Consider the following 14,815-nt stretch of genomic DNA (forward strand, 5'->3'; position numbering starts at 1 on the left):
ATTAAATCATATAACGAAGAATACGGACTGAACTGAATTTTTTGTTGCTGAACTAACATCTAAAAAGCCTTATGGTTACAGTTAAAAATACGAAAAAAGGAGCAAAAAACTATAGTTTTCTACTCCTTTTTTATTATATAATTAATTCTTAAAAAGACTTTTTCAGTGCCCTCCAGTGATGTAAGGTCTTTTTTGTTTTAAAGCGGTAGTGAAAGCGAGGCTTGCAAATAAAAACTAAAAAAATATATTGCAATCCTTTATCATTGTTCCCTTTTACTCCAAAACTAAACTGTAGCTCAGAGCAATATTCCTTGCAAAAAGAAAAACGAAATAAATTATAATAAAACAGTATTTTTGATAAAAGAGAATAGAAGTAAAATCTTTGTTGAATAGACGAATTATAAAAAATATTTTCTGACTCAACTAGCTTTTTTATCCATAAATATCACTTTAATGAACTTGAATTTTAATTTAGATCTAGCTGTAGGATATAAAAGCAATTCACAGATTGCAAGAATTTTAACTGAAAACTGGGTTAAAGAAAATTCATACTGTCCAAACTGCGGTCAATTACCATTAAACGATTTTGAAAACAATATGCCGGTTGCCGATTTCTATTGTTTAGGTTGTAGAGAAGAGTTCGAATTAAAAAGTAAAAGCGGGAAGTTAAGTACCATAATTAATGATGGTGCTTATGAAAGTATGATTAAAAGAATTACTTCAGATACCAATCCTAGTTTCTTCTTTTTGACTTATGACAATAATACGGTTAATAATTTCTTGGTAATACCAAAACATTTTTTCACTCCAGAAATTATTATAAAAAGAAAACCTTTATCTATTACTGCTAAACGAGCAGGTTGGATTGGTTGTAATATTGACATTTCGAAAGTTCCTCAAAGTGGAAGGATTTTTATAGTAGAAGATTCAAAAATAATTGAACAAGAAAAAGTATACATAAAATTAAAAAACACTGATTTTTTAAAAACTAAAAATTTAGAAACAAGAGGTTGGATTTTAGATATTTTAAATTGCGTTGAAGAAATTAAAAAGCAAACATTTACATTAGATGAATTATATGCATTTGAAAATAGATTAAAAATTAAATATCCAAACAATAATCATATCAAAGACAAAATCCGTCAACAATTACAGTTTTTGAGAGATAGAGGATTAATAGAATTTAACGGAAGAGGAAATTATAAAAAAATTGAAATATGAAAAAATATATATTTATTTCACCCGAAGGCTCAACTGAAGCCCCAAACAGTTTATACGAAGTAAATAACATGCAAGTAATAGGAATAGTTGAAAATGTCATCAATGAGGATGAAGCATTAAAAAAACTTCTAATTGAAAACGAATGGATAATTGATGCTGAATTCAATATTGCTGAATTTATTATTTATGAAATCTCATGATTTTAATTCCAAATATCGACCTATAATACCCGAATTTTTTAAAGCCAGCGCATTCTCTTTTCCATATGCAACGAATACACTCGGAGCTCCAGGAGTTCCTGCTTGAATACCTGAAATATGGTAAAATCTTATTCTCCCTTTTACAAATAATATTGCATCTGCATTATTCCAAATATGCTCAAAGAAACATTTTGTCTCTGTTCTTGCAAAAATTAATGCAATACCGTTTCCGTGAAATTTTAATTTTTCAAGCCATAATTCCATTCCCCTTCCATAAGGAGGGTTTAAATAAACTCTACCAAACCAATCTTTTGACAAACCATCATCAATAATTGTAAAATTATTTTTTGCATGTAAGAAAGGAGCATCTATTGGAATACAAGGATCTAAATCAAATTCACCTAATTTTAATACTAAATTGGGTGGAGTTAACCACTCAACTTTTGTGTTTTCGCAACGTTCAAACGATGTATTCATAAAACATTTATTTGCTACAAATATTAGATCAATATTTGGATTTTACAAACGTAATATGATCATTTTCAATAAATTATAAAAAAAAACAAAATCTATTGAATTACAATGTGTTATATTTTTCCTTGTAAGAATGAAATATTATTGTACGATGATAATCGTTATATTTTGATAAAACACTTTTTAAAAACAAACCAGTAAAGGTAGCTTTAAAAGCTTTACAGCAATGTAAGGTCTTTTTTGTTTTAAAGCATTTCGAACTTTGGTTCGAGTCCGCCGCGGCAGAGGAGCTTTTGCAATAATTTATTAATGAAACTTATTGATTTAACATGGTCTTTTCAAGAGACGGTAACCAAAAAAAGCAATAAGTAACAAACAACACATCCAAAAATAATTATAGCATCTAAAACACAAAAACCTCTTTTTTATGCCAAATAAAATTTTCCGGCGAAGGATATTTTTTATTGTCCTCTGGTAACAAAATTCTAACACCTGCAAATTGCGTAATCGAAAAAGGCGAATCGTTTTCTTTGATAGTTGGTGAAACTCTAACAATATAATCTTCATTTATTGTAATCAAACCTCGATCATATGCTCTATGCAAATTTGGCGATAGCGAAATCCCATTTGATACTGTGTCATCATTAGATAAACTAAATGGGATTATATGACAAGCATCTATCATTTGAGCGTTAGTAGTTGTTTCAATTCGCATACCAGAAATACAGCATTGATTTTGATAAATTTTTGGAATTTCACGTTTAAAAATACTCCCTCTGATATATCTTTCTTCCTCTATTTCATTATCCGTTAATTCTAGTGATTTTTCAATCATTAAAGTGCGATATTCCTCTTTAGTGTCGTTGAGTATTTGCTCTTTAATTATGTTTTCTAAATCATATCTGTCAATGATTCCAAATTGATAATTAGCTTTTGTATTTGGAAAATAGAAATCTAAAATTGTATTCTCTAATTCTGTTCGATATATTGGATTTATTATTAATTCAAATAAATCTTTATCTATTTCTGCGAAAGCAATTCTACTCTTTAATTTACCAAGACTACTGATTTTTTCTTTTTTATCTGACAAACCATTTATATAAACTAAACGCCAAAAGGGTTCTGAATTTAAGTGAAAAAAAGGAAGTGAAAAATTCTGAGTATGATTCGTTTCTACGAGGCTAATCCAATTACTTTTAAATGCGATAACCAATTCACCAGTAATAAAAACTTTGTTTATCTGGATTTCCCCTTTATGTATTAACTGTATTATTGAAAGCAACAAAATTGGCTTATGGGGAGCTTTACCCAAATTTGTGTTTGTAGCTCTTTTAAGTGAATGAAACTGCTTCCTATACTTTTCAAAAACTTCATTTGGTACCATGTTCATCTAAATTTTAGTAAATCTAAACAATTATATTTTTTACCAATATATCAGGTCATGATTATTCTTTAATTCAATGCTCAAAAAATTAAGTTTATTCAAATCTGTTTTGAATTAGTTCGACAATTAAATATTAAAAGTAGCTTCCAAATAATCTTTGCTTACATTTTTATACTATCATTTGAACCAGAACAATTTGTGTTTATCTTCCCAATATTTTTCTTAATTTCCCGTACTAAAATTACAGCAACATGTTACGACGAAAATTTATTGGAGCTACTACAGCGATGGGTTTGGCAAGTTTGATGGGATTAAAAACCAAAACAGCATCGCAATCCGTGCTGCACCAAGTTTACTTTTGGTTAAAAAATCCAGATTCTGAGGCAGACAAGAAACAACTCATCGCAGGCTTAAAAACGCTAGAATCAATACCAACGGTGAGACAAATTCACGTAGGCACTTTAGCATCGACTGAAAAACGCGAAGTAGTTGATACCTCTTGGCAGGTATCAGAATTATTGTTTTTTGACAATGAATCCGACCAAAAAATATATCAGGACCATCCCATTCATTTAGAATTCGTAAAAAAACACCAACACCTTTGGGAAAAAGTCCGCGTTTTCGATAGCATTACACAGTAGCTTTTCAAGAATTTTCTTCAAAAGCAAGTTGTTAATAACCTGTTATTTACGAGCAATAAATAGTTGGAAAAGAACGGAATTTCAAAAACAGCTCATCTGCAAACAGTTCACAACCAAACCAATTGATTATTCACTATATTTGAACATTAGTCAAAATACAAAACCACTTTGATCAAGGCTTTTCATTGTAACAACAGTTGAAAATAAAGTTCTAAATTGTGTTTTCATTTTAAAACTATAAACTAACTAAAAACCAAACCATATGAATCGAACGCATTGCAAAAAAGTCTTTCATGGTCTTATCATTGCAGCAGCATTAGTGTGTAACGCACCAAGCGGCTATGCTCAAAAAAAGAATGTAAAAAACAAAACAACTTCAAATTTTGTATCAGATAGCGTATTTAATGCGCTCAAATGGCGCAACATCGGGCCGTTTAGAGCCGGTAGATCGTTGGCTGTTGCGGGTCACGCCAGTCAACCGCTCACATACTACTTTGGGGCAACCGGTGGCGGTGTCTGGAAAACCATTGACGGCGGAAACGAATGGTTTCCTATCTCTGACAGTGTTTTTAAATCGTCTTCCGTTGGTGCTATTACCGTGGCGCCTTCTGATGCTAATGTAATTTATGTAGGAATGGGCGAGGCCGATATGCGCTCTAACATTTCCTTTGGCGATGGCGTTTATAAATCTGTAAACGGCGGAAAAAGCTGGACAAAAGCAGGACTAGATAAGGCAGATGCTATTGGTAATATTGAGGTACATCCTACTGATGCCAACATTGTTTTTGCAGCAGCAATGGGAAATCCTTTTCAATCGAACCCGGAACGTGGTGTTTACCGCTCACAAGATGGAGGAAAAACATGGCAATTAGTTCTTTCTAAAGATGAAAAAACCGGAGCGATGTGCGTACGCATTGATCCTTCTAATCCGCGAATTGTGTATGCTACCTTATGGGAAGCTTATCGTAACGGACACTCGATGTCGTCTGGAGGAAAAGGTTCTGGACTTTACAAATCTACCGATGGTGGCGATACTTGGGTTTCTTTGAACGAAAAACCAGGAATGCCAGTTGGTTTGCTTGGGAAAATAGGAGTTGCTGTGTCTCCTGTAAACTCAAACCGTTTGTATGCTTTAATCGAAAACAACAAAGGTGGTTTGTACCGCTCTGACGATGCTGGTGAACACTGGCAATTGATAAACGAAGACAAAAATCTATGGCAACGCCCATGGTATTACATGAATTTACAAACCGATCCTAAAAACGAAAATGGATTAATTGTTTTGAATGTGGATGCTTGGAAAACTGGCGATGGCGGCAAAAGTTTCAAAAAAATAAATGTAGGTCATGGCGATACACACGATGTTTGGATTAACCCGAACAACCCTGATAATTTTATCATTGGTGATGATGGTGGTGGAGAAGTTACCTATAATGGCGGCGAAACTTTTACTGCCCTTGATGTACCTACGAGTCAGTTTTACCACGTTTCGGTAGACAATGAATTTCCGTATAACATCTACGGCGCACAACAAGACAATTCTTCTGTTCGTATCGCTTCAAGAACCAATGGTTATGGTATCGGTACAGAATCTTGGTATCCGGTTGCGGGTGGCGAAGCGGGTTATATCGAAGCTGATCCAACCAATTCCGACATTACTTTTGGTGGTGAATACGATGGACAATTAAGTACTTTCAACAAGAAAACAGGACAGTCAAAAGATATCTCTCCTTATCCAGAATCGAATATTGGAGCGCCATCTAATGCTAAAAAATACCGTTTTCAATGGACGTACCCGATTGTTTTTTCGCCCCACAATCCAAAGAAAATGTACGTGACCTCACAAGTGGTGCACGTTACCGAAGATCAAGGAAACTCTTTTCAAATCATAAGTCCTGACTTGTCGCGAAATGATCCTAAAACTACTGGCGAAACAGGAGGTCCAATTACTTTAGACCAAACCGGTGCCGAAGCCTATGCTACTATTTTCACCTTATCAGAATCGCCTCTTGAAGAAGGTGTTATCTGGACAGGATCTGATGATGGTTTGATTCACATCACGAAAAACAATGGCGCCAAATGGGATAATATTTCATTGCCAACAACGCTTTTACCTGATTTTTCATTGATTAGTATGATTCATACTTCTGAGCATCAAAAAGGGAAAGCTTACGTAGCGGCCAACAAATACATGTACGGCGATCGCAATCCGTATTTGTTTAAAACGTCTGACTACGGAAAAACATGGACTAAAATAACGAACGGAATTCCGAGTGACGAATATTGTCGTGTATTGCGCGAAGACCCAAACAAACCAGGATTGCTTTACGCTGGTACGGAACGAGGTATTTATGTTTCATTCAATGATGGCGACTCGTGGCAAAAACTCAACTTAAACCTTCCCTTGACACCAATTCGTGATTTGCGTGTTCACAAAAGAGAGAAAGATTTAGTAGTGGCTACACACGGTCGTGCGTTCTGGGTTCTAGATGACATTACTCCATTATACGAAATCAAAGACCAAGCGGTAAAAGCGGACAAACACTTATTCAAACCGCGCCATGCCTACCGTATGTCAGGTGGTCAACGCGATGACACTAGCACCGGAACCAATGCGCCAAATGGTGTAATTGTGCGTTACTACTTTAAAAAGAAACCTACGAACGAGATAAAACTGCAATTTGCTACTCCAAAAGGAGATACCATTATCACCTACTCGTCTACAAAAAACTTGAAAGGCAAAGAAATGACACCTTCAAAAGAGTTTTATACCGATACTAAAAAAGCACAACCAGGAACAATTTCAGCACAAGCTGGTATGAATTCCTTTGTATGGAACATGAGATATCCTAATGTGACCGAAGTAGAAGGTACCAATGTAATGTGGGCTGGTTCTGGAGCTGGCGCAAAAGTAGTTCCTGGTACTTATACCGTTAAACTTTTAGAAGGAAAAAATGTAATTGGTGAAGCAGCCTTCGAAATTAAATTAGACCCAAGAGTTAGTACAAGTGCAGCCGACTTACAAGAACAATTTGATTTGCATCAAAAGGTGAACAAAAAAGTGGACGAAGCGCATAAAGCGATCAACAAACTACGCAAAATTAGATCGCAAATCAATTCTTATATCGGTAGCGTAAAAGATGCTGCGCTGTTAGAAGAAATGAAAAAAATGACAAAAACAACTTTAGAAAGTCTAGACGCTATCGAAGGAACTTTAATGCAACCCAAAGCCAAAGCACCGCAAGATGTATTGGCCTACCCTATTCAATTAAATGATAAAATGGCTGGTTTGGGGTCAAACATTTCTTCATCAGAGACAAAACCTACACGCAATGCCTATGTAGTTTACCAGGATTTAGCTCAAAAAATAGATGCTCAAATCAGTAAATTGCAAGAGCTGATGGATAAAGATGTCAAAGCTTTTAATAGCTATGTGATGCAACAAAAAGTACCCGCTATTATTTTAGATGAGGATAAAAAATAAGTTGTAACGAATACAAATTTTTGTAAAACTAAAAAAGGGACCGTTCATTGTGAGCGGTCCCTTTCTTCTTTTAAAATATTTCTTTTTGAAAAATAAAAGCAATTATTAAAAGCTGGTATAGCCGTCTAAATGCATCCATTTTTTATCACTGTTGAGTTTAAAAGTACCTATGTGTTCTTTGTTCCACTCGTTCGGACCTATTAATGATAGAAAATTCACACCTTCAGCGTCTCTATACAAATGATAGATTTCGCCTATAACGGGTTCAAATGAAAATTTAGCGCTATATACTAATTCATTCCATTCGTATTCCTGCATCAATTTCTCATATTGCAGTTTGAGTTCATTAAATTTATTTCCTAGCTCTTTATTTACATTATCAATCCCTCTACTTTTCCACGAAACCACATCGTCAACTCTAATTACTGGTGCTCCAACGCCAGTTGCGTAAGGCAAAACATTGGCATTATACCCTGCTTCGACTGTATATACAACATTATCTGGTTTTTTATTTTCCATTTACTTTTTTTTATTTTAAGGTAATTAATTAATACTGACTGGTTTCATAGAGGATTTTTTTATGATGAATCCAAAATGATTATTGAATCAATATATTCTAGTTTACCAAATTTTGCTGAATGCAAAAGCGGATTTACAAATTTTAAACAACAATTATTTTGTTTAAATAATTTGTCACAAAGTTAAACAAAAAATACAAATCTTCAACACAATCTAAACTTTAGTGGGCAATATTTAATTTAGTTTTCATCAACTTAATAACACAACTAAAAAATAATTTTTCATTGTGTCGTAATAACACAATTATTTTTTTACATTTGGAAACTATAAAATGCTACTAGACTGATAAATAAACCATCATGAAAACAAAAATTCTATTATTCCCTTCTATATTGTTACTAGCTGTATCATTGAAGGCACAATCTAAATGGACCGAAACCACAAAAGACTCCCACGCTATTATCCAAAATAAAGGTGGGCAAACATTAGGCTACTCCCCAAAATCTGGAATTAAAATCATACAAGTTGATGGTTATGCATTTAAAGACTTAAACAAAAACGGCAAGCTAGATATTTATGAAGATTGGAGAAAACCAGTAGCGGAACGCGCCAAAGATCTTGCTGCTAAAATGACGGTAGAGCAAATGGCCGGATTAATGTTATACAGCAGGCACCAAGCAATTCCTGCCGCGGAAGCCGGAATGTTTACAGGGACATACAATGGAATACCATTTTCTAAAAGTGCTGCAAAATCATCTGATTTATCTGACCAGCAAATTGCATTTTTAACCAAAGATAATTTACGACATGTACTAATGACTTCTGTTGAAAGTCCAATAGTTGCAGCAACATGGAATAATAATATACAAGCATTAGTTGAAGGCATTGGAATGGGAATCCCTTCTAACAACAGTTCTGACCCAAGAAACGGTGCCAATAAAGATGCCGAATACAATGCGGGTTCTGGTGGCGCTATCTCACAATGGCCAGAAGAATTAGGATTAGCGGCTACTTTTGATGCCGCTATCACGGAACAATTTGGCGCTATTGCTGCCAAAGAATACAGAGCGATGGGAATCACCACTGCGCTATCACCTCAGATTGATTTGGCAACAGAACCAAGATGGAATCGTTTTGTGGGTACTTTTGGCGAAGACCCAAAGCTGGCGACAGCTATGGCAAGAGCTTATGTAGATGGATTTCAAACATCACCCAAATCGATTAAATCGTATGAAGGATGGGGCAATCAAAGCGTCAACGCAATGGTTAAGCACTGGCCAAGTGGTGGTCCAGAAGAAGGAGGTCGTGATGGACATTTTGCGTACGGGAAATTTGCAGTATATCCGGGAAATAATTTCGAAACACATTTAAAACCGTTCACAGAGGGTGCTTTTAAATTAAAAGGCGCTACTAAAAAAGCCTCCGCAGTAATGCCATATTATACGATTTCGTTTGATCAGGATAAAAAATATGGGGAGAATGTGGGTAACGGATTCAGTAAATACATAATTACGGATTTATTAAGAAACCAATATGGGTATAATGGAGTAGTTTGTACCGATTGGTTGATTACTGCAGATGAAGGAGCTAAACCAGATATTTTTTCGGGAAAATCTTGGGGTGTTGAAAAACTAAGTGTAGCCGAAAGACATTATAAAGTCCTGATGGCAGGAGTCGATCAATTTGGTGGAAATAATGACATTAATCCTGTGCTTGAAGCATACCAAATGGGAATACAAGAACATGGCGAATCATTTATGCGAAAGCGTTTTGAGCAATCTGCAGTACGTTTGCTTTTGAATATTTTTAGAGTGGGATTATTCGAAAATGCCTATTTAGACCCTAATGAGACCAAAGCTATTGTAGGGAAACCAGAGTTTATGAAAGCTGGATACGATGCGCAATTGAAATCGGTTGTGATGATTAAAAATCAGAATAAGACCTTGCCAATTGTAAAAGGGAAGACGGTTTATATCCCAAAAAGGGTTACTCCGGCAGGAATCAACTTTTTTGGTCAACCATCACCAGAAAAAATTGAATATCCGGTTAATTTAGAATTGATTAAAAAATATTATGACGTAACGGAAGATCCTACTAAAGCTGATTTTGCGATTGTATTTATCAAAAGCCCGATAAGTGGCGGATACAGCAGAGCCGACAGAGAAGCCGGCGGAAATGGATATGTGCCAATCAGTTTACAATTAAAAGATTATACCGCAATTGATGCCAGATCGCAAAGTATTGCTGCCGGTGATCCTGTGATTGACCCAACGATTACCAACCGTTCGTATCTCAATAAAACGTCAAAATCAAATTCGTACCCAGATTTAAATACTATTCTGGAAACGAAAAAAGCCATGAATGGAAAGCCTGTATTGGTATCTATAAATATTTCTAATCCGATGGTTTTTGCGGAATTTGAAAAAGAGGTGGATGCCATCGTGGGCGAATTTGGCGTACAAGTAGAAGCATTGCTAGATATTGTTTCGGGTAAAACAGAACCTTCCGGATTGTTACCTTTACAAATGCCATTGAATATGTCAACCGTTGAAAAACAACTGGAGGACGTTCCTCACGACATGATTCCGTATACAGATTCTTCTGGAAATGTGTATGATTTTGGTTTTGGATTGAACTGGAAAGGGGTAATCAAAGATGCAAGAACTGCAAAATATAAAATCAAAAAATAATTAAATTTGTTACTAAACCACCTAGATTTTTAGGTGGTTTTTTTATTTCCAATTTCAACTTTACTTAAAAACAGGCCTCACAAAAACAGTTCACTAATCGCTCCATTTTGTTAATTCTAAGCAAAAATAAGTTCCTAATTGAATTTTTAAGTCCTCTTTTACTACCTTTAAAAAAGATTTATATCCTAAAAGGATTAAAAACCAAAGTCATGAAAAAAATCACATTAGTTTCACTTACAATTATATCTTTTCTCTCTTTCAGTTGTGATGCTCAGGTAAAATCCAATGACATTCCTATCAAAGACGAAGTAAAAAATTACAAACTCGAAACCGTTGCTTCAGATATTGCTATCCCGTGGGGAATGACTTGGTTGCCAGACGGAGCTCTATTAGTTACCGAAAAAAGCGGAATTTTATATCATGTCAAAAACGGTACAAAAACAGAAATCAAAAATGTTCCTAAAGTATATGCTCGCGGACAAGGTGGATTGTTAGACATAGCTTTACACCCTGAATATGCTAAAAATGGATGGATTTATATAACCTACGCTTCTGATGAAGGTGAAGGAACTGGTGGTAATACTAAACTCATTCGAGCAAAATTATTAGACGGAAGTCTGACACAAATCGAATCGCTTTACAAAGCCACTCCGAATACTACAAAAGGACAGCATTTTGGTTCCCGAATTGTATTTGACAACGACGGCTATTTGTATTTCTCTGTTGGGGAACGCGGGGAACATTATGTAAATCCACAAGACATTCAACGTGATGGCGGGAAAATATATCGATTAAACGACGATGGCACCATTCCTAAAGACAATCCATTTGTAGGTCAGACAGGAGCCAAAGAAGCTATTTACACCTATGGCAATCGCAATCCGCAAGGAATGGCAAAAAACCCAGTAACAGGAGCAATCTGGGCACATGAACACGGTCCTAAAGGTGGAGATGAAATCAATATAATCAAGAAAGCGGCAAATTACGGATGGCCTGTAGTTACTTATGGAATTGATTATGACGGAACAACAATCAGTAAACAAAACGAAAAACCAGGTATTGAAAAACCTATATATTACTGGCTACCTTCTATCGCACCAAGCGGAATGACATTTGTAACCGGTGATAAATATCCAGACTTGAAAGGACATTTATTAGTAGGTTCTTTAAAATTCCAATATCTTGAATTGCTAAAATTGAAAGGCAATGAAGTTGTGGGAAGACAAAAAATTGCAACTGATATTGGGCGTGTGCGTAATGTAGTGCAAGGTCCAGATGGTTATATTTATATGGGCGTGGAAGGAAAAGGAATTGTAAAAATTATACCAAATTAGATGATGTTGACAACGAAATTATTTTTAGGATTTGGAATGTTTGTATTGGGAAACTTCTCTTTCGAAAACCCATTTTCAGCAGAAAACTATAGAGACTTAAATACCGAAATTACTGCAAATTCAAAACTTCAGTCACCCGGAAAAGAAATTTATGCTGATTTTTGCATGCAATGTCATGGTGCAAATGGCAAAGGAGATACTAAAAATTTCCCTCCTCTTGATGGTTCTGACTGGCTGAAAACCAAGAGAAACGAAAGCATCGCTGCAGTAAAATTTGGACAAAGTGGCGAAATTGTTGTCAATAAAATAAAATACAATAGCAGCATGCCAACAATGGGTCTTACAAATCAAGAAGTAGCCGATGTGATGAATTACATCATGACTTCTTGGAGTAATAAACAAACTAAAATCGTTACTGAGGAAGAAGTCGCTGCCATAAAAAAATAAAATGTGGACTTAGGATTTCTATCTAAAAAACATAAGCTACTGAAAAGCCTCCATAATAATTGACAGGATTTCCCGGATAAAAATATCGTGGAGCAGCAGAGCCAAAACCAACAGCATTGGGCAAAATGTTTGCAGCGTATTTGGTGTCCAAAGCGTTGTTAATTCCAGCATTCAGCTCCGTTTTCAAGACTTTAAGAATTGTAAAAACATAAGTCGTTTTAATGTCAAGCAACGAATACCGCTCACTGTATTTAGTATTGGAATCATTCAACGGAATTTTACTCATCGTTCGGAAAGAAGTGTTGACACTAAATCCTTTTTTTGTATTTAAGTCCACCCCAAAGTTGAATTGTTTTTCAGGAACGCCCGTCAATTGGTTTCCCGAAAAATCTGAGTTACCATCCAAGAATTCTTTGAACTTAAAATCATTCACCGCTCCTGAAAAATAAGGTGTGATTTGAAATTGGGTTCGTTCTAAAAGTCTGTAATTAACCAAGAATTCTAATCCTGAATGTGAACTACTACCTGCATTAATACCTACAAACTGATCATTAGCGGTACGTCGTGCCACTAATAAATTTTTGATTTGTGTGGTATAAAACGTTACTTCGGTGTATACTTTATTTTCAAGCCAATTCCCTTTGAAACCCAATTCGTAATTCCAACCTATTTCTGGTTTCAAATCAGTGTTTATTTGACCTTCGGGAGTCAATGTTTCAGCAACTGATGGAACCGAAAATCCTTTACTGACAGATGTAAATATGTTTTTTCCTTTGCTAACTTGATACGACAAACCAACTCTTGGCGACCACACATTTCCAAAAGTAAAAGGCATCTTTTGATCGCTAGAATTATTCTCGAAAACATCTTCTAACGAATATTTTGTTGTGTTTAATGCCATTCCGGTTTCCAGATGCAGTTTTTCTGATATCCAAAATTCCATCTGTAAAAAGTAGTTAGTGTAATTTCTGTTTTGCATAATACTGCTAAATTCGTCACCTTGAATACTGCCCTGACCCGGTTGTGACTGGTATAAATTTCGATACAAGGTATAGTTGTATTTTTCCGTTAATAATTCGGTACCAAAACTCAATTCAAACGGCAAGGAAAACAATCGGTCTTTGTAATTCACATTAGAACGAAAACCCACCGAACTTGTATTATCGTCCAAAATATCAAAAGGTCTGGGTTCATAAGCGTCTTTAAAATTAGAAAAAACACTAGTTTGAATAGACCATTTCTCAGAAAATTGATGATCGTATCCCAACCCTAGCATGTATTTATCATACGACTCAAAACCTTGTGCAGCTGCCCAAGTAGCGGCTGCTTTCTCAGGATTATTTTTAAAATCCGTCTCATTGATAGAACTTGGAATAAATGCTTTCAATCGAGTGAATGTTCCTACAAATGACAAATCACCTTTTGAACTAATTTTTTGATTGCCGTGCAGATTAAATGATTTTCTGTTATAAGAACTGTTGGCTCTAAATCCATCGCTTTCTAAATCTGTATAACTGGTAAATACATTCGTTTTAGAATCGCTGTATCCTGCTGAAAGTCGTTGTTGCAACAATCCAAAACTCCCGAAAGTGACCGTTGATTTCCCGAACGATTCTAATAATGGAGTTTCTCTTGAAAACAGCTGAATTACTCCGCCCAAACCGGAACCAAAACTAGTGGAATTTGGTCCTTTTATGATTTCTATTTTTTCGATTGCTGCTAAATCAATATCGTCAATCGTAGTTTCGCCTTCACCCGAAGTTAGCGGAATCCCATCAAAATAAGCTTTAATTTTATTAGTCCCAAATTGCGATCGGGCGCCAATACCTCGAATTGTAATTCTATTGGTATTCAAAGCGCCTTGTTGCATTGTAACTCCGGGAATTTTATTAAAAACTGGAGTCAAGATAATTCCGTCACTTTTATTGATATCGGCGGTAGTAATCACTGAAACGGATGTCGCAACATTTTGAAGTACATTTTTAATCGGTGAACCCTTCAACGTGATTTCTGAAAGTGTAATAGTGTCTTTTTTTATTTGGCCAAAAACAGCAGCAATACTGCATAAAAAAAGGAGGAAAGAAAGGCGATTTTTGAACAATTGTATACTGTTTAAAGGAGTTAAAAACTTTTTATAAAGTTAGCTTTTTCTTTCTGTTTCCAAAACCATTTTAGAACAAAGAAGGAATCTATATAAATTCTAATATATCTGTAAAAATAAAATTTGTTTACTATTAGTTGTTGTTATGAATTCGATTAAATGTTCTATAAAATTACATAAAACCGTAAATTATATAAAAAATACAGTTCTTAAACACTTCTTAACTTGAAAAGGCGTTCTTTAAAAATCTTACCTTTGTGATTGAAATTAGAATTAAATTATCTTTAGACTTCGATATTCCTTTTAATAAAAATAAAAGT

Annotated in this window: 11 protein-coding genes; 7 read left to right on the forward strand and 4 right to left on the reverse strand. The window is 35.0% G+C overall.

The window, feature by feature from the left end:
• The first annotated feature begins 453 nt into the window (after positions 1-453).
• Positions 454-1,221 (forward strand): DpnI domain-containing protein, encoded by a 768-nt coding sequence (locus DFR66_RS04780; RefSeq protein WP_114753712.1) that lies wholly within the window; start codon positions 454-456, stop codon positions 1,219-1,221.
• Complete coding sequence (locus DFR66_RS04785) at positions 1,218-1,421, forward strand: hypothetical protein (RefSeq protein WP_114753713.1); 204 nt, start codon at positions 1,218-1,220, stop codon at positions 1,419-1,421. Before DFR66_RS04780 ends, DFR66_RS04785 begins: the two co-directional genes overlap by 4 nt.
• Here the strand turns inward: DFR66_RS04785 and DFR66_RS04790 are convergent.
• Positions 1,416-1,898 carry a DNA N-6-adenine-methyltransferase gene (locus tag DFR66_RS04790; RefSeq protein WP_114753714.1) on the reverse strand — a complete coding sequence of 161 codons (483 nt, stop codon included), beginning with the start codon at positions 1,896-1,898 and terminating at the stop codon, positions 1,416-1,418. The two genes, DFR66_RS04785 and DFR66_RS04790, sit on opposite strands and share 6 nt — an antisense overlap.
• 400 nt (positions 1,899-2,298) lie before the next feature.
• Positions 2,299-3,279: an HNH endonuclease gene (locus DFR66_RS04795; RefSeq protein ID WP_114753715.1), complete on the reverse strand. Its 981-nt coding sequence runs from the start codon at positions 3,277-3,279 to the stop codon at positions 2,299-2,301.
• A gap of 251 nt (positions 3,280-3,530) precedes the next feature.
• On the opposite strand from DFR66_RS04795, the gene DFR66_RS04800 reads away from it, so the two are divergent.
• Both DFR66_RS04800 and DFR66_RS04805 read left to right on the forward strand, forming a co-directional pair.
• Positions 3,531-3,920 (forward strand): Dabb family protein, encoded by a 390-nt coding sequence (locus tag DFR66_RS04800; RefSeq protein WP_114753716.1) that lies wholly within the window; start codon positions 3,531-3,533, stop codon positions 3,918-3,920.
• Positions 3,921-4,182: 262 nt separating this feature from the next.
• A complete protein-coding gene (locus DFR66_RS04805) occupies positions 4,183-7,404 on the forward strand; it encodes a WD40/YVTN/BNR-like repeat-containing protein (protein ID WP_114753717.1) in 3,222 nt (1,073 codons plus the stop codon).
• A 105-nt stretch (positions 7,405-7,509) separates the two neighbouring features.
• Here the strand turns inward: DFR66_RS04805 and DFR66_RS04810 are convergent, their stop codons facing one another.
• Positions 7,510-7,923 carry a DUF2452 domain-containing protein gene (locus DFR66_RS04810; RefSeq protein WP_114753718.1) on the reverse strand — a complete coding sequence of 138 codons (414 nt, stop codon included), beginning with the start codon at positions 7,921-7,923 and terminating at the stop codon, positions 7,510-7,512.
• Positions 7,924-8,282: 359 nt separating this feature from the next.
• Here DFR66_RS04810 and DFR66_RS04815 point away from each other — a divergent pair, with 359 nt between their 5' ends.
• The 3 genes from DFR66_RS04815 (at position 8,283) to DFR66_RS04825 (ending at position 12,394) form a co-directional block, all read left to right on the forward strand.
• Complete coding sequence (locus DFR66_RS04815; RefSeq protein WP_114753719.1) at positions 8,283-10,613, forward strand: glycoside hydrolase family 3 protein; 2,331 nt, start codon at positions 8,283-8,285, stop codon at positions 10,611-10,613.
• 209 nt (positions 10,614-10,822) lie between these two features.
• Positions 10,823-11,947 (forward strand): PQQ-dependent sugar dehydrogenase, encoded by a 1,125-nt coding sequence (locus DFR66_RS04820; RefSeq protein WP_114753720.1) that lies wholly within the window; start codon positions 10,823-10,825, stop codon positions 11,945-11,947.
• Positions 11,948-11,950: 3 nt separating this feature from the next.
• The gene (locus tag DFR66_RS04825; protein ID WP_114753902.1) at positions 11,951-12,394 is read left to right on the forward strand and encodes a c-type cytochrome; all 444 of its coding nucleotides are present in this window, start codon (positions 11,951-11,953) and stop codon (positions 12,392-12,394) included.
• Between the two features lie 22 nt (positions 12,395-12,416).
• Here the strand turns inward: DFR66_RS04825 and DFR66_RS04830 are convergent, their stop codons facing one another.
• Positions 12,417-14,495 carry a TonB-dependent receptor family protein gene (locus DFR66_RS04830; protein ID WP_242008629.1) on the reverse strand — a complete coding sequence of 693 codons (2,079 nt, stop codon included), beginning with the start codon at positions 14,493-14,495 and terminating at the stop codon, positions 12,417-12,419.
• Positions 14,496-14,815: the final 320 nt, after the last annotated feature.

This window comes from Flavobacterium glaciei (genome assembly GCF_003350545.1).
In the GTDB taxonomy this organism is placed as follows: domain Bacteria; phylum Bacteroidota; class Bacteroidia; order Flavobacteriales; family Flavobacteriaceae; genus Flavobacterium; species Flavobacterium glaciei.